This is a genomic window from uncultured Nitrospira sp. (genome assembly GCA_902500695.1).
Taxonomy (GTDB): Bacteria; Nitrospirota; Nitrospiria; order Nitrospirales; family UBA8639; genus Nitrospira_E.
Genome location: CABVRQ010000064.1, coordinates 5679 through 22515, shown reverse-complemented (window position 1 = coordinate 22515; position 16837 = coordinate 5679). Strand labels below are relative to the sequence as shown.

General features: G+C 53.6%; 13 protein-coding genes. 7 read left to right on the top strand and 6 right to left on the bottom strand.

The annotated features are described in order from the left end of the window. Window positions 1–138 precede the first annotated feature (138 nt). On the bottom strand, window positions 139–2814 hold the full coding sequence (locus tag AAH187_RS14560; protein ID WP_342349194.1) for a calcium-translocating P-type ATPase, PMCA-type: 2676 nt from the start codon (window positions 2812–2814) through the stop codon (window positions 139–141). A gap of 320 nt (window positions 2815–3134) precedes the next feature. After that, a complete protein-coding gene (locus AAH187_RS14555; RefSeq protein WP_342349193.1) occupies window positions 3135–3623 on the bottom strand; it encodes a hypothetical protein in 489 nt (162 codons plus the stop codon). A gap of 307 nt (window positions 3624–3930) precedes the next feature. Between AAH187_RS14555 and AAH187_RS14550 the strand changes: the two genes are divergently transcribed. From AAH187_RS14550 to AAH187_RS14520, 7 genes are all read left to right on the top strand, one after another. Further along, entirely contained in the window at window positions 3931–4503 is a 573-nt protein-coding gene (locus AAH187_RS14550) for a 2-oxoacid:acceptor oxidoreductase family protein (protein WP_342349192.1), read from the top strand. 26 nt (window positions 4504–4529) lie between these two features. Next, the gene (gene porA / locus AAH187_RS14545) at window positions 4530–5783 is read left to right on the top strand and encodes a pyruvate ferredoxin oxidoreductase (protein WP_342349191.1); all 1254 of its coding nucleotides are present in this window, start codon (window positions 4530–4532) and stop codon (window positions 5781–5783) included. Between the two features lie 20 nt (window positions 5784–5803). Beyond that, window positions 5804–6790 (top strand): thiamine pyrophosphate-dependent enzyme, encoded by a 987-nt coding sequence (locus AAH187_RS14540; protein ID WP_342349190.1) that lies wholly within the window; start codon window positions 5804–5806, stop codon window positions 6788–6790. A gap of 5 nt (window positions 6791–6795) precedes the next feature. After that, complete coding sequence (locus AAH187_RS14535; RefSeq protein WP_342349189.1) at window positions 6796–8430, top strand: NAD(P)-binding protein; 1635 nt, start codon at window positions 6796–6798, stop codon at window positions 8428–8430. A gap of 111 nt (window positions 8431–8541) precedes the next feature. Next, window positions 8542–9408, top strand: a complete 867-nt coding sequence (locus tag AAH187_RS14530) for a universal stress protein (RefSeq protein WP_342349188.1) — start codon at window positions 8542–8544, stop codon at window positions 9406–9408. A 561-nt stretch (window positions 9409–9969) separates the two neighbouring features. Then, the gene (locus AAH187_RS14525) at window positions 9970–10653 is read left to right on the top strand and encodes a S16 family serine protease (protein ID WP_342349187.1); all 684 of its coding nucleotides are present in this window, start codon (window positions 9970–9972) and stop codon (window positions 10651–10653) included. Between the two features lie 387 nt (window positions 10654–11040). Further along, window positions 11041–12024 (top strand): HDOD domain-containing protein, encoded by a 984-nt coding sequence (locus tag AAH187_RS14520; RefSeq protein WP_342349186.1) that lies wholly within the window; start codon window positions 11041–11043, stop codon window positions 12022–12024. A 141-nt stretch (window positions 12025–12165) separates the two neighbouring features. On the opposite strand, the gene hypE is transcribed toward AAH187_RS14520, so the two are convergent. From hypE to hypF, 4 genes are all read right to left on the bottom strand, one after another. Beyond that, the gene (gene hypE, locus AAH187_RS14515; protein WP_342349185.1) at window positions 12166–13230 is read right to left on the bottom strand and encodes a hydrogenase expression/formation protein HypE; all 1065 of its coding nucleotides are present in this window, start codon (window positions 13228–13230) and stop codon (window positions 12166–12168) included. Continuing rightward, complete coding sequence (gene hypD, locus AAH187_RS14510) at window positions 13227–14345, bottom strand: hydrogenase formation protein HypD (RefSeq protein WP_342349184.1); 1119 nt, start codon at window positions 14343–14345, stop codon at window positions 13227–13229. Before hypD ends, hypE begins: the two co-directional genes overlap by 4 nt. Beyond that, window positions 14342–14590: a HypC/HybG/HupF family hydrogenase formation chaperone gene (locus AAH187_RS14505; RefSeq protein WP_342349183.1), complete on the bottom strand. Its 249-nt coding sequence runs from the start codon at window positions 14588–14590 to the stop codon at window positions 14342–14344. Before AAH187_RS14505 ends, hypD begins: the two co-directional genes overlap by 4 nt. A gap of 69 nt (window positions 14591–14659) precedes the next feature. Further along, window positions 14660–16837 (bottom strand): carbamoyltransferase HypF (gene hypF / locus AAH187_RS14500; protein WP_342349182.1); only part of this gene is annotated, 2178 nt, incomplete at its 5' end.

Here is a 16837-nt window from a genome sequence, read left to right as displayed (position 1 = left end):
CAGGGACAAGAAACATCTTTGGCTTAGCTTAACAGCTATGGGCCGAAACCCGGCATCTCTGATCATTCCAGTTAGGGGAATTGTGCCATCGGGCAAAGCGGAAATTATTTGGAAAGACTATAGTTTCTGCCAGAGTTATCAGCGGCGACGCCTGGCCCATTTTTCGAGTTCTACGGCGAAAAACACGATTGTGGAAAGAACGAGGCAGAGGCCTAATTGGTCCAGGGTCAATGGGATCGTATGAAAGATGGGATTGAGGAATGGCACATATATCGTGGCCATCTGAAGAGCAAAGGTAAGGAGCACGGCTCCTAATAATAAGGGATTGCTCAACGGCCCTCGACGGAGAAACGACTCCTGCTCAGAGCGAATGGCTAACACATTGCCCATTTGGGACAAGGTGAGAACCGTGAAGACCATGGTCTGCCATTGCCCCATATCCGCTTCATAGGCCCACATTTCGGTGGCGAGCGAGACGCCACCCATGAGCAGTCCTACCCATAAGATGTGTTGCCAGAGACCGCCGGCAAAGATGCTTTCGTTTGGAGGGCGGGGAGGGCGCTGCATGATGTTTCGTTCCTCGGGTTCCATGGCGAGGGCGAGGCCGGGTAAGCCGTCCGTGACGAGATTGATCCATAAAATCTGGATCGGGAGCAGGGGGATCGGCAAGCCGAATAAGGGTGCCAGGAAAATCGTCCAGATTTCTCCGGAATTGCTGGTCATCGTGTATTTCACAAATTTGCGGATGTTGTCATAGATCCGGCGTCCGTCCCGGACGGCGGTGACGATGGTCGCAAAGTTATCATCCAACAAAATCATGTCGGAGGCTTCCCGGGCCACGTCCGTTCCGGTTTGTCCCATCGCGATGCCGATGTTGGCCTGATTCAATGCAGGTGCGTCATTCACTCCGTCGCCGGTCATCGCCACAAACTCTCCCCTGGTTTGCAAGGCTTTGACGATGGCAATTTTTTGCGCGGGAGTGATGCGGGCATAGACTCGGGTGTGTTCGACCAGTTGCGCCAACTCTTCAGGGGAACGGTGTTCCAAGTCCTGGCCGGTCAACACGGTGGTCTCCTTGTCGATGATGCCGACCCGTGAGGCAATGGCTTTGGCTGTGCCGGGATGATCCCCGGTGATCATGACGGGTTTGATCCCGGCCGATTGGCAGAGGGCGACCGCCTGTGCGGCTTCTTCCCTTGGAGGATCCATCATGCCGGCAAATCCAAGAAAGGTGAGTTCGTGTTCGACAATCGAGGGAGTCATTTCCGAAGGAGTCTGGTCCCATTGGCGATAGGCTACCGCCAAGACCCGTAAGCCTTCATTGGCCATGTGTTCGGCCTGCTCCAGGAGTCTTTCGGTCGGCAGGGAGTCAGGTCCGGTCTGTGTGAGCATGGATTCGCACAGAGGCAGAAGCTTTTCCGGCGAGCCTTTGGTAAAGGAGATGACACCTCCTGGCGTGCGATGCAAGGTCGTCATGCATTGGCGGTCTGAGTCGAAGGGGAGTTCTTGTATGCGGGGGTTTGTGGACTCCAATGTGTCTTTGTCGTATCCCGCCTCGCTGGCTGCCAGATATAACGCCACTTCGGTGGGATCGCCTAATGTCGGGCCTTCGGTCTGAGCCTTTGCATCGTTGTTCAATGCCAACGCCAGGAAAAACAAATGAATGGGATTTTGGAGATCGGCTTCGATTCCGGGTTGTTTGCTTGCGGACGGGCTCAGTATGTCCCCGGCCACAGACATTTGCTCCACCCGCATGGAGTTTTGTGTGAGCGTGCCCGTCTTATCGGAGCAGATATAGGTGACGGAGCCTAAGGTTTCCACAGCGGGCAGGCGCCGGATCAACGCCTGTTTTTTTGCCATTTTCCGCGCACCCAAGGCCAGGGAAATGGTGACGACGGCTGGAAGGGCTTCCGGAATGGCGGCCACGGCTAGACTAACTGCGGTCAGGAACATGAGCACGGGCGGCTCACCCCGCAGGACCCCCACCGCAAACAACACGACGCAGATGGCGAGGACGGCCAGCGCGAGGCGTCGTCCAAAGACCGTTAGGCGTTGTTGTAAGGGTGTTTTAATGTCTTCGTCTTTATGCAGGAGGGAGGCGATCTGACCTAACTCGGTGTGTAGGCCGGTGCCGATGACGACACCCGTGCCGCGGCCATATGTCATGACTGTGCCTTTATAGGCCATATTCCGGCGATCACCCAGCGAAAGCTTCGGGTCGTCGAGGGGGTCGGTCTGTTTGTCTACCGGGACACTCTCGCCTGTGAGTGTAGATTCATCCACTTTGAGTTGAACCGCTTCGACTAATCGAAGGTCGGCAGGGATGAGATCTCCGGCTTCCAGTAGCACGATGTCACCCGGGACCAGGTCGAGCGTGGAGAGCGGCACGACCTGCTCTTCACGTCGGACACGCGTCGTGGGAGTGGCGAGTTTCTTGATGGCTTGCATGGCGCGGTCCGCCCGATATTCCTGCACAAATCCGATGATGCCGTTGAGCACCACAATGATAATAATCGCCAGGGCATCCATTCGCTGCCCCAACATGCCTGAGACGATGGCAGCGCCAATGAGCACCAGGATCATGAAGTCGGTAAATTGATCGACGAAGATTCGCGTAAGGCTGCGCTGCCGGTGTTCGGGGATCGTATTGTGTCCGTAACGACGAGTCCGGCGGCGGACTTCCCGGGCATTCAGCCCGGTCTGAGGATTGACTTCCAGTTGTTGGGTCACGTCTTCGACCGCAAGGGTATGCCAGGCCGTGTTGGTGGTTGATTGGGGAGGGGTCTCCGCGCTTGTGTCGGGCTCGTTGGTCATCTTGGCTGTTGAGACTCTAAAGGACTTCTGAAATATTGTGGAACGTGAATGCCGTTAATAACTTTGATTCCAATTTTCAGACATGGGATGAACACCTGATGACTCGGTTTTCCCCTAACCATGTTGTCATTTTGAGCCCATGGCGAAAGATCTGTGCCCAGGGTGAAGATGCTATGGCTTAGCCAGATCCTTCGTTGACCTTGCCCTGAGCTTTGCCGAATGGGTCAGGATGACAATGTCTCCTTGAACGCCTGCCTTGCATTGGTGGTTTCATATTCATTAGGTAATGGCTGACCGGTGCCACCCAAGCTTTGACATGTTTACCCCTCTTTAATTTGATACATCTCGTGGCATGCCAGGCATCTGGTCGTGATAGCCGACAGGCGTTGAAGGATGTCCTGTGATGTCGTGCCGGCGTTGATCGCATCCGCCAGTTCGTCAAAATCCCGATGCACGGACATGCCGAGTTGTTTCATGGGAAGAGGAAGTTTGAGCATGAGCGTCGGATTGTCATCCACGGCCATTTTCATTCCTGCCGAGCGGGCGGCCGCTGCAGCCTGAGCATGTCCCTGGGTCTGATCCGTATCACTCACGCCTGTGACGACGCCATGCACAGCCCGTAAGAGTTGCCGCATTTCCGTCAGAATAAAGTCGCGTTCCGCTGGAGCCAGAAGCACGGCCGTTCGGCCATCGGCGGAAGGGGTGGTTTCCCCTTTGACAAACAACCAGCCCAGCACGCCGGCGCTGACTATCCAGAGCACGAGAGTAATCCGGCAAAGATTTTTTGAGAAGAATGGTAGAAATGACAACTGGAGTCTCCTTATTTTTTTAATAATCTGTTGTTCCTGATTCTGTGGACATCTGCCTTGCTACTTTCGGGAGTAAATTTCCTTGGCCCATCGACTGGGGCATTTTTCTACATCGCCAAGGATTTTGACTGTACCTCTTTTCCCCAATGTTCCGGTTTGTTGATCCGGTTCTGCTTAAGATTGCTGAGATTTTACTGGTTGAATCTAACATTTCCAGCTCTCACCAAATAAGGCATATCTCTTGCCAAATAGATTTAGAGTGAGTGAAGACGACATAAACCTATTCAGGTGAATTGATGAGGGACGAATGATCCAAATCCGTATGCATGGCAGAGGAGGGCAAGGCGTGGTGACGGCTGCCGAGTTGTTGGCGTTAGCGGCATTCCGGGATGGGAAGGAAGCGCAGGCCTTTCCCAGTTTTGGATCTGAACGGACCGGTGCCCCGGTCACGGCATTCTGCCGGATTGATTCTCAACCGATTCGTAGTCGGGAGCCGGTCTATCATCCGGATGTCTTACTCATCCAGGACTCCACCCTGCTGCATCAGGTGGATGTCTTTGCCGGATTGGCTGTGTCAGCCTTCGTGCTCATTAATTCCACACGACATCTGGACGCGCTTCACCTCACGGACTTTATCGCCCAACACCCCGGAGTGCAGATACATACGCTCCCTGCATCCGATCTGGCCATGAAGCATTTGGGGCGACCGTTTGCCAATATCGGGATGGTGGCCGGCTATGCAGCCCTGACGGGGGAAGTCACCCAAGCCTCCGTGAAGCAGGCGATCACAGGGAAGTTTCCTGGAAAGATTGGAGAATTGAATGCGGCGGTGGCGGCAGAGGTGTATGCCTATATTGCGGCCAATCTGGCCAAGGTCTAATTCAATCGAGGAATCAACAGAAGACCATGAAACAACACATTGAAGGATCTCAAGCCGTGGCCCATGCCGTCGCCCTCTGTCGGCCTGAAGTGATGGCCTGTTATCCGATTTCTCCGCAAACCCATATTGTCGAAACTCTTTCACGCAAGGTGAAGGCGGGAGAAGTCGGCCATTGCCAGTTCCTGAATGTCGAATCCGAGTTTGGGGCGTTAAGCGTGCTGATCGGCGCATCAGCGATGGGTGCGCGAACCTATACCGCGACGACGAGCCAGGGGCTGTTGTTCATGGCGGAAGCGGTCTATAACGCGGCGGGCTTGGGGCTCCCCATTGTCATGACGATTGCCAATCGCGCTATCGGCGCCCCGATCAATATCTGGAACGATCATTCGGACAGCATGTCCATGCGGGATGCCGGCTGGATTCAATTGTTTGCGGAGGATAATCAAGAAGCCGTCGACCTTCACATTCAAGCCTTTCGCCTGGCCGAGGAACTCAGTTGCCCCGTGATGGTCTGCATGGATGGCTATATTCTCACTCATGCCTATGAGGTGGTGGATCTCCCCACGCAAGAGCAGGTGGATGCCTACCTGCCGGCGTTTGAACCGGTTCAAGTGTTAGATCCGCAGGACCCTGTGTCCATTGGTGCGATGGTCGGACCGGAAGCCTTTGCCGAGGTGCGGTACCTCGCGCATCACAAGCATCTGCGAGCGCTGGAGGCGATCCCACGACTCTCTCAGAGTTTTCAGGATATCTTTCAGCGCCGGTCTGGTGGGCTGTTGAAGGGCTATCACACGGATGAGGCTGAAACCATTCTGCTGGCACTGGGATCGGTGAACGGGACGATAAAAGACGCGGTGGATGATTTGCGGAAAGAAGGATGGCCGGTCGGGGCAATTGCGCTCTGTGCCTTTCGTCCCTTTCCCTCCCATGCTCTCCGTCACGTCGTCAAAGAGGCCAAGCGGATTATTGTTATAGAAAAGGACCTGGCGGTCGGAAAGGGTGGCATCGTGTCCAGCGACGTGAAGATGGCGCTTCAGGGGTTACCGATCATCGTGGATACGGTGATTGCCGGACTTGGAGGTCGGCCGATTCCTAAAGCCTCGGTCATTGATACGGTGAAGCAAGCCTGCCTGGAAGGTTTGGAGGAACCTCATTTCCTCGATCTGAATTGGGACGCTATTAATGGGGAATTGACCAGGCAACAGGCGCAGCGACGTTCGGGATCCACCGCGGAAAATATTCTCCGGGAAATCGGTGCTCCTGGCGCATCGCCCATTTAATCTTGAGTGGTGAGGCTGTTATGTCCTATCAACGGGTGAAATTTTATCAAACGGGAACCTTCACAGTTGGCAACCGGTTGCTGGATGAATCCGATCGCACGGTGCAAGCCGGGATGGATCGAACGAATTCGCTTAATTCAGGGCATCGCGCCTGCCAGGGTTGTGGCGAAGCGCTGGGCGCCCGCTATGCGCTTGATGCGGTAATGCGCGCCACACATCAGCAGATGGTTGCCGTGAATGCCACCGGCTGTTTGGAAGTCTTCTCCAGTCCCTATCCGGAAAGTGCCTGGCAGATTCCCTGGCTGCATTCGTTGTTCGGGAATGCCCCGGCGGTGGCGAGCGGCGTGGCGGCAGCCCTGCGGGCCAAAGGCAGAACGGATATTCGTGTCATCGCGCAGGGCGGAGATGGGGCGACGGTTGATATCGGGTTCGGGTGTTTGTCCGGCATGTTCGAACGCAATGATGACGTGTTGTATGTCTGTTACGACAATGAGGCCTATATGAACACGGGAGTTCAGCGTTCGGGATCCACCCCGCCACGAGCCTGGACCAATACGACGCAGGCCGTGGGAACAGACCCAGGTAATCCTATGGGGATTGGAAAAAATCTTCCACGAATTGCGATGGCCCACGGTATTCCCTATGTCGCCACGGCCTCCGTGGCCGATCTTCACGATCTGGAAGCCAAAGTGACGAAGGCCATGAGCATCAGGGGCGCACGGTATATTCATATCCATGTACCCTGTCCACTTGGCTGGAAATCGGACCCTGCACATACGATCAAGGTTGCCCGCCTGGCAGTGGAAAGCGGCCTTTTTCCTTTATTTGAAGCGGAAGGGGGCGAAGTGACCGATCGGACGCCGATCAGGAAAAAAGTTTCTGTCGAACAATACCTGGAGCTTCAAGGTCGTTTCAGACATCTCTTTCATCCACGAGATGAGCACGGTCTTGAAGCGATTCAGGCGATTGCAGATGCGAATATTGATCGGTATCAGCTACTTCCTTGAGAGGCATGATGATGGAACGCAAGCCGTTTGCCATTACATTGAACCCCGCTTCAAGCCTGGCCAATCATACGGGCACGTGGCGGACGATGCGTCCGATCTATGTTGATCACCTTCCACCCTGCAATCAGGGTTGTCCCGCTGGTGAAAATATTCAAGGCTGGTTGTATGAGGCGGAGGAGGGGAAATATGAACAGGCCTGGCGAAAAATTATGGAAGAGAATCCCTTCCCGGCGATTCATGGTCGCGTGTGTTATCACCCCTGTGAAACGGCCTGCAATCGGGGTCAACTCGATGAGCCCGTGAGCATTCATGCTGTTGAGCGGTTTTTAGGCGACTACGCGATTGAGCAGGGGTGGCAGGTGGAGGCGGGCGTGTCCACCGGAAAGCGGGTCCTGGTCGTCGGCGCGGGACCCAGTGGGCTATCTGCCGCCTATCATCTCGCCCGTCTGGGGCATGCGGTCACGATCATAGAAGCCGGTCCGAAACCGGGAGGCATGATGCGGTTCGGAATTCCACAATACCGTCTCCCTCGCAATATCGTGGATGCCGAAATTGCCAGAATTGTCGCCATGGGCGTTTCTATCCATCTGAATCAAAAAGTCGAGAATTTAGAAACGACTATCCAGGAAGGCGGATTCGATGCCGTGTTTCTGGCCATCGGCGCTCATCTGAGTAAGCGGGTTGATCTTCCCGGACGGGATGCCGGCCGGATGATCGATGCCTTGGGATTTCTCAAGGGAATGGATGGTGAGGCCGTTCCCAAGATCGGTCGGCGGGTCGTCGTCTATGGTGGAGGTGATACGGCCATTGATGCCGCGCGAACGGCCAAACGACTGGGTGCCGAGGAAACGATCCTGATTTATCGGCGTGATCGGGGGCACATGCCGGCCCATGACTTTGAAGTGGAAGAAGCGTTGGAGGAAGGGGTGCTGACACGATGGCTGAATACCATCAGGCAGGTGGATGATACGACATTGACCGTAGAAGAAATGACGCTGGATGAGCAGGGGCGCCCTCAACCCACGGGCCGGTTTGAAACATTGGAAGCCGACACGGTTATTCTGGCTGTGGGGCAGGAAGTGGATACCGGGTTTTTAGAAAATGTGCCGGGATTGGATATTTCGTCCGATGGCGTGATCCAAGTCGATGCCTCGATGATGACCGGGCGTGCGGGCGTGTTTGCCGGAGGGGATATGGTTCCTGCAGAGCGCACGGTGACGGTGGCCACCGGCCATGGGAAAAAAGCGGCACGGCATATTGATGCCTATCTCCGCGGAGGTGAGTATAGGAAATCATCACCCAATGCCGTTGCCACGTATGATCGTCTCAATACCTGGTATTACACCGATGCGGACAAGAATCGGCAGCCCTACCTGGATTTGGCCAGGCGTCGGGCCAGCTTCGACGAGGTGGTGGGTGGATTGGATAAGGACACGGCATTGCTCGAATCCCGGCGATGTCTTTCTTGCGGGAATTGCTTTGAGTGCGATACCTGTTATGGCGTGTGTCCGGACAACGCCATTATCAAATTGGGTCCCGGTCAACGGTACGAAGTGAATTATGACTATTGCAAAGGCTGCGGGGTGTGTGCGGAGGAATGTCCATGCGGCGCTATCGATATGGTCAAAGAAGTCAGATAGGAACAAAAAAATCGTGCGCACGCCAGAGTCGGTCGTTGGAACAAGGACGAAGAGTCATTTGACAGCAATACACACGGCACAAAGAATGTGTCACACCAGGGAGATGTATCTATGAAATACCTATTGGGCGTTGATGGATCGGATCAATCAGTCGATGCCACACGAGCGTTTGACGCTCTCAGCCCGGCAGAGAGCTTGATGGTCTTGTATGTGGTGAATGTGCCTGGAATTCCCTATCCGGCCATGGGTGCGGGTGTGGCGAAAGATTTGTCGATGGCGGTGGACAAAGCGATGAGGGAAGAAGGCGAACGCGCCATCGATCAAGCGGTGTCCCTCCTGCCTTTACACCCGGGACCGGTGACGAAACGACTGGAAACCGGTAAGCCCGCGGAGGTTATTCTTGCCCTGGCAGAAGAGCAGAGCATTGACCTGGTGGTGCTGGGCGCCAGGGGGATCGGTCAGATACGCGAGCAGATGTTCGGGAGTGTCTCGCATCGGGTCATGACCCACGCGCCGTGTTCGACTCTGATCATTAAGAAGCCCATTCGCAAGATCCAACAGGTGTGTATCCCCGTTGAGAGCAAGGAAGACGGCGAAGCGGTCGTGCGATTCATGAAAAAGAAGCCCTTTCGGGTCCCGATCTCTGCGATTGTTCTGCATGTGGTTCCATTTTCAGAACCGGTCTGGCCGGTGGGTGCGATGATTTCTCCGGAATTTCGAAATGAGATGATCGCCTATGGGGAGAAATTCACGAACGGTCTCAGCGCGGAATTGAAGCAGATGGGACATGAGGCCAAAGGGGTCGTCGTGGTCGGGGCGCCCTCACAGACGATTATTGAAGAAGCGACCAAGCAGGCGGCTGATGTGATCCTGATGCGAACGCATAGCCGATCCGGTATGAGTCGCTTTCTTTTGGGGAGTGTCTCCCATTCCGTGGTGCATCACACGGAGTCTTCAATCCTGTTTGTGCGCGAATGAACCGGTCTAAAGAACAAATGTGGCTACACAATCCTTTTCCGGGGTCGTATGAATAAAACCTGGTATTTTATTGGTGCCGTTGCGATAGGCGTGTTAGTTTTTCTCTATCTGGTCTTCTGGTGTCCCAACCCCTGCCAGTAAAGGTTATTTCGTTTCCAGGTGCACCTCCTTCTGCATCCGCTTGTCACACATTTTTTTGTGGTCGAATGGGCAACCTTATCTGGCCGCACTCCCCGAATACGTCGATCTGGCGCCTTGGTCAGCGGTGAGAGTGGAGGCTTGCGCTCCTATCCTACTGGACCTTTCGGGCTGTTTAGCACACACTTCGGACGAATCTGTGTCTAGAGCTTGGGATTATTAAGGGTTTTTTACATAATGCACGGGACATTTCTGGCCAAAATACGATGTTTTTTTAAGGGATATCAAGGGAGCCCTATGAGAGGTGGAGCCGTTGAGGCGCTCAGAAGCTGACAGGCGACAAAAAACTAGATTGTAAGTTATAATGATATAAGGATATAAAAAGTAGGGGTAATCCCTCTTTTAGTTACAGGATCTCTAGGAATGAATATTCAGGCTGACAGGAAGAGGATCTCCAGGCTTCTAGGGTTGGCTTTGACTATATGTTTAGTGTTTGCCAACAGTCTTGGAGCCAGTCCGTCTGTTCACCAGATTCCCCATTTAATCATTCCCATCCTGGGGACATCTCTCAATAAACAATTCAGGCCGATAGGCCTGGTAAGCCAGGTGGTGATTGATGTCTATGAACGTCAGGATCGCGACGGCCTTCAAGTCCAATTTCATACCGAACCAGGAAAATTTTCTTTGTTTGCCCGTCAGTCGATTCACGCAGCCATCACTCGGGCGCTTGCCGCCGCCAATCTACCGTCTGATTCCTGGACCGTCCTTCTGAAATTTCCCTATTCCGGTCAGACAATATATGGGGAGAGTCTTTCGGCCATGGTGGGCCTGAGCGTGGTATCCATGATCAAGGGAGACCACCTCATTGAAGGCCGGGCTTTGACCGGAACCATCACGGAGAGGGGTGACATCGGAGCCGTGGGAGGACTTCAACTCAAGATTTTAGCTGCCTACCATAACCACTTTCAGCGTGTGTTGGTTCCCAGCGAGTATGATGTACGCGATGGAGACTGGCGTACGCCGTTTTTGATGCATGTCTCCCCTGTGGCGACGGTCGATGAAGCGTACTTCGGGCTGACCGGCCACCATTTGGCGACCCTTCCGTAAGGCCTGCCTTTCAGTTTTCCCGCAATTTCCCTGAACTAAGGATTAGTTCTTTCGGGATTTTCTCCGGCGCATAGGCTTGGGATGAGATTTTTCGTGCCATAGGCGAAGGATTCGAGGTTTTCTGGTTTAGGCGGTTGATTCATTTTCCGAGGGCCCGGTGAATGGGCCTGATTCACTCACCCAATCCTATATGAAAATCAGGGCATACCTTTGAGGATCACGGTGGAAGGTTCCATTGAGGAGTTCATCGGAAGGTAAAGGTGCGAAAAGTTTGTCGTTTTCATAATGGTGGTTAACTTCTCACACGAAGGTTCCGAAATATCCTCAACCAGGAAAAACTCAACCGATGTAAGCAAACACGACGGGATTCGTAGGAGAAGACTGTGTATGACCGATCATGTTGAACTGAAAGAGCGACTTCGTGCATGCCCCAATTTACCCAGTTCCCCGGCTGTGGCGAAGCGGCTTATTCAATTAATGGAATCACCGTTTCCGGATGTGGAAGAGATTGTCCAGGTTTTGTCGCGTGATTCCGCGCTCACAGCGAAAATATTGCAATTGGCTAATTCTTCACTTTTTCCGTATAAATGCCAGGTCACCACATTACACAAGGCAGCTATTCTTATCGGCTTTAATGGAATCCTGGCCACCGCGTTATCCTTTACTCTCGTCCGACATTTTCGAAATGAAGGCTCAACGGGTTTAGATTTGGACTTGTTTTGGCGTCGAAGTCTTCTGGTTGCGTCTGCCTGTCGCGCCATTGGGGAAGTCTGTGGGCAAAAAGATACCGAAGAACTGTTTTTGGCTGGACTCATTCAGGATATCGGCATGTTAGCGCTGGATCGTCTGAATCCAGACCTCTATCACTCAGAGGCCCTCGATCAATCGTTGCATGCGGAGGTCGTCGCACATGAGCAAGAGATGTTGGGGGTCACTCATGCTCTCGTTGGGAGTTGGTTACTCATGGATTGGAATTTTCCATCAAAAATTTGTATGGCGGTTCAATTAAGTGATGAGGCTCGACTCCTCCCGAATTCAGAAGGACCGGAAAAATTTTTCAACTGCGTGGGGTTTGCAGTGACTTTGGTAGGATTAGTCATCACCAATGCCTCGGATAAGATTTTCTTAGCACAGGTGGATCTTGCAGAAAGTTGCCTGGGAATCGATCCGTTTGCCTTTGCCAAAATCTTGAGAAAACTGAAAGATGTTGTGCATGAGTCCGAAAAACTTTTTGAGATGAACAGCCACAGTGAGGCGAATCTTCTTCAATTGATGGAACAGGCCAGAACCGTATTGAGTCGTCGACATGTTCCGCTTGCCAATCAATTCGATGCGCTGTTTCTGCAAAATGCGATGCCCGGCGTGGGCTAGTCCGATCACTTCTTTCCGCAATACCATTTGAATCGATTCCGTCCACTCCTTCATTAAAGGTTTGGTTTATTTGGTGGTGTCGACTCCTGTAATTTTCTGTCCTTCTTCGACCGGCCGTTTCGGATGAGCCCATAGGAAATTTCAGCATATTCTGGGGAGTTGTTCGCCAGACAGGAGATCCAGAATTCTGTGAGTCTTATAGGATGTTTGAAGTATGACCTGAGGTGTATGATTTGAGCCGAGAGGAAGCACCTCCCCGATTTCAGCCGCGCGTGCCGAGATCTCATGGTTCTGAAAAATGGACAAGGCTTTCTCCACGTCACCGGATGGTAGAAAGAGAACACATCGTCCTTCATTTGCCACGTATAGCGGATCTAACCCAAGAATTTCACATGCCCCACGGACGGATTCACTGACCGGAACCTGTGACTCGTTGATCACCATCTTCACTCTGGCCGTGGTCGTCAGTTCATTCAAGGCGCTGGCCAGTCCGCCACGAGTGAGATCACGCAGACAATGAACCGAAACACCCTGTTCTATCAGCTCCGCGACAAGTTCATGAAGCGGCGCGGAGTCGCTGGCAAGATCTCCGGAAAAGGTGAGTCCTTCCCGCACGCTCAGCACGGCCATGCCATGTCTGCCGACATCGCCACTGACGATAATCCTGTCGCCGGGAGTAATGAGGTGGGGGCCAATATTACAGGACGGCGAAATGATGCCAAGCCCGGTGGTATTGATGAAAATCTGATCGCCTTTTCCGCGATCCACCACCTTGGTATCGCCGCAGACAATTTGCACTCCACATGCTTGCGCGGCCTTCGCCATAGAGCGGACCACATGTTTGAGAATGTCGACGGATAACCCTTCCTCCAGAATAAACCCGGCACTGACATACAGAGGGATGGCCCCCATCATGGCCAGATCGTTGACGGTTCCGTGGATTGCGAGGCTGCCAATATCTCCTCCTGGAAAAAAGAGGGGCTTCACGACATAGGAATCGGTCGTCATGGCCAATCGACCGTTCTGTGCCGGGAGTATCGCACTATCTTGTAGCGAATTCAGAAACGGATTGGAAAAGGCCTGAAGAAAAATCTCATGAATGAGGGTTTGCATGAGATAACCCCCACCGCCATGGGCCAGGCGAATGGTGTCATCAGCTGCAAGTGGGAGGGGACAGTGAATGTCAATGTTGGGTTTAGGGGTCATATTTCACCTGAGGCGACTTCGTGGTGTCGATATCGATAATAGGCGGCACACGCCCCTTCGCTCGACACCATTGGCGCTCCAAGGGGGTGGTCTGGCGTGCACCGGGTACCAAATGCTGAACAGGCTGAGGGTTGCATGAGTCCCTGGAGAATTCGTCCGCTCTGGCACTCAGATTCAAGGGCGTTGGCAGGGCTACTCAGGTGAATGCGATCTTTGAAGGTTCGGAGAGCGTCAAAATCGGCGAAGGGTTGGCGAAGTTGTAAGCCACTCTCCGGGATTACTCCTATCCCGCGCCAATTGCGGGAGGCGGATTCAAAGACTTCGTCCACAACCTTTCGAGCTTCAAGATTTCCCGACCGATGAACAGAACGGGCGTATTGGTTACCCACCTCATGGCGGCCCTCTTCCAGTTGTGCGACCACCAGCTGCACCCCTTCTAAGATATCCACCGGCTCGAATCCGGTGACGACAATAGGCACCCGATACCGGAGACAGATGGGCTCATACATGTCATAGCCCATGACACTGCAGACATGTCCGGCAGCCAGAAAACCCTGCACCCGATTCTCAGGTGATGAGAGAATGGCTTCCATGGCCGGAGGGACTAACACGTGAGCCACCAGGAGACTGAAATTGGAAAGATGAAGACGGCGGGCTTGGAGAACGGCCATGGCTTGAGCCGGAGCGGTCGTCTCAAACCCCACGGCAAAGCAGATGATCTGACGGTGAGGATTGTTTTGAGCAATCCCCACCGCATCCAAGGGGGAATAGATGATGCGGATGTCTCCTCCCTGGGCTTTCACGTGAAGGAGATCTTCATGAGATCCGGGCACCCGCAGCATATCGCCGAAGGAACAAAAAATGACCTCGGGAAGCGCAGCCAGTTGGCATGCCGTATCAATGAGTTCGATGGGAGTCACACAGACGGGGCATCCCGGTCCATGAATGAGCGTGATGGCCGCAGGCAGGAGGTGGTCCAGTCCATACCGGACAATGGAATGGGTTTGCCCACCGCAGACTTCCATGATGGTCCAGGGGTGGCAAGTGATTCGATGGATCTCTCTGGAAAGCGCGTGCACGGCTTTCGGGTCTCGAAATTCATCCACGTATTTCATGAAGAAGGGCTTTCGTCGATTTGATCAGGACTCAGTTGTTCAATTAACGATAATGATTCTTTAGCCGCTTGCTCATCGACTTTGCTAATGGCAAATCCGACGTGAACGATCACATAATCGCCAACGGAAGCCTCTGGAACCAAAGCCAAACATACTTCTTTCGTCACCCCGGCAAAGGAAACCGTTCCGGTTCGAAGGTCGTCGTCCTCAATGTATTGAATTTGTCCTGGAATGGCCAAACACATAAGAGTGTCCTTGCGGAGAAATGTTTATCCGACCTGTTTATCCCTGACAGGAACCCCTTGCTATTTTTCCTACAACCCGGATCTCGTGCACGTGCGCATGGCGATGAGACTCTGCCCCAGGGACAGCCCGCCGTCATTCGTTCCAAACAGATGAGGAGAAAACACTAAAAAACCTCTCTGAGTTAGCATCCGTTCGGAAATTCTTAAAAGGACGGAATTCTGGAATACCCCGCCTGAGAGGATCACCTGGGTACATGCCATGCGTTCGGCGACGTCCGTAATCAATCTTCCCAGTGCGTGGTGAAATCCCAGTGCAATCCCTGACGGATTTTTCCGCTCTGAAAGGTCACGGAGGATATCGGAGATCAATGGTCGCCAATCAGCTACCCACCGCCCTTCCAACTCTGACTGAGACTCGAAGGGAATGTGGTAGCATTCCGGTCGGATGTCAATCGCATCATCATCTGCTAGAAATTCCAGGGCCATTGCCGCTTCCCCCTCAAACCCGGATATGTGCACTAATCCCAATAATGCACTCACTCCGTCAAAAAGCCGGCCAATGCTGGACGTGGGTGGGCAATTCACGGATTTGTCTAGTAATGCCACCAACGACCGGGTCATTTGCGGTCCCAAGGATTGAAGTGGGGGAAGATCCAGGTCCAACAGCCGTTTTCCTAACAGCTCATGTAAGAAGGCCAGCGCCACCCGCCGTGGTTCTCGCATGCAGATCTCCCCCCCGGGCAGGGGAAACGGGCGCAGATGGCCGATTCGTTGAAATCCTGAAGGATCACAGATCAAAAACTCTCCGCCCCACAGGGTTCCGTCCGCACCATAGCCGGCTCCATCCCAGGCCACTCCAAGGACGGAACCATTCAACCCATGTTCGGCCATACATGATGCAATATGGGCATGGTGATGTTGGACGGGAATAACCGGGATATGGCGTTGTTGCCCAAACTGGTGAGCGAATCGGGTAGAACGATAGTCCGGATGACTATCGCACGCGATGGCTTGTGGTGTCAGATCGAACAGGGTCAGTAAATCGGAAACCGTTCGTTCGAATTGGGTGGAGGCTTCAGCCGTTGAGAGGTCACCGATATGATGACTGACGAGAACGTCGTCCTGCGTCGTAACCGCGATCGTATTTTTCAAATGTCCCCCTACGGCCAAAATGCAGGGAAGGCTTTTGTAGCTTTCCGACAATGTTCTCAATGGAAGAGGTGTGGGCACATACCCGCGTGCGCGACGAAGCATGACCGGTTTTCCGCCCACTACTCGCACCACCGAATCATCCACCGGTCTGGCAATCGGGCAGGTATGTACGAGAAACGCATCGGCAATTCCGCGAAGGCGTTCCAGCACGTCCTGTTCCTCAAAGACGATGGGTTCATCTGATCGGTTTCCACTCGTGGCCACGACGGGGATTTGCATATGGGCCATCATAAGGTGATGGAGTGGGGTGTAGGGCAACATGGCTCCCAGGTAGGGATTGTCGGGTGCAACGTTGGAAGATACTGTCGACGGATCGGTTCGTCTCAATAAGACGATGGGGGCGGCAGGGGAGGTGAGGAGGTCTCTTTCCTCTGATGAGACCAGATAATGGCGTTCGACCAGTTCTAAGGAAGGGAAAAGAACGGCAAATGGCTTGGTGGGGCGATGTTTTCGCTGACGTAGCCGCTGAACGGCTTCGGATGATCGGGCGTTCACCCACAGTTGAAATCCCCCTAATCCTTTCACTGCGAGAATACCACCGTGCATGACCATGTCACATGCTTTTCGAAGCCCATCTTCTCGTTGCGCCAGGATGCTCCCTTCATGGTCCCATAACGCGATCTGAGGCCCGCACGTCGGACAGGACATGGTTTCTGCGTGAAAGCGGCGATCTAAGGGATTGTCAAATTCGTCTTGGCAATCAGAGCACAGAGGGAACTGGTCCATTGTGGTACTGAGACGATCGTAAGGCAGGCGGAGCACGATGCTATACCGTGGACCGCACTGTGTGCAGGTGGTAAAGGGATAGCGATAACGACGGGACTGAGGATTGCTGATGTCTTGCACACAGTTCAGGCACGTGGCCAGGTCAGGAGAAATCACGGGTTGTCGCCGGCCATCCGATTGACTGGGACGAATAGAAAAGGTGTGTTCGCCCACTTTGGGGATCTGTGTCGCTGTGAGTTTTTGAATCCTTGAGGGGCGAGGAGATTCGGTCTGAAGACGCGCCTGAAAGCGTTGGAGGTTGGTGGTCTC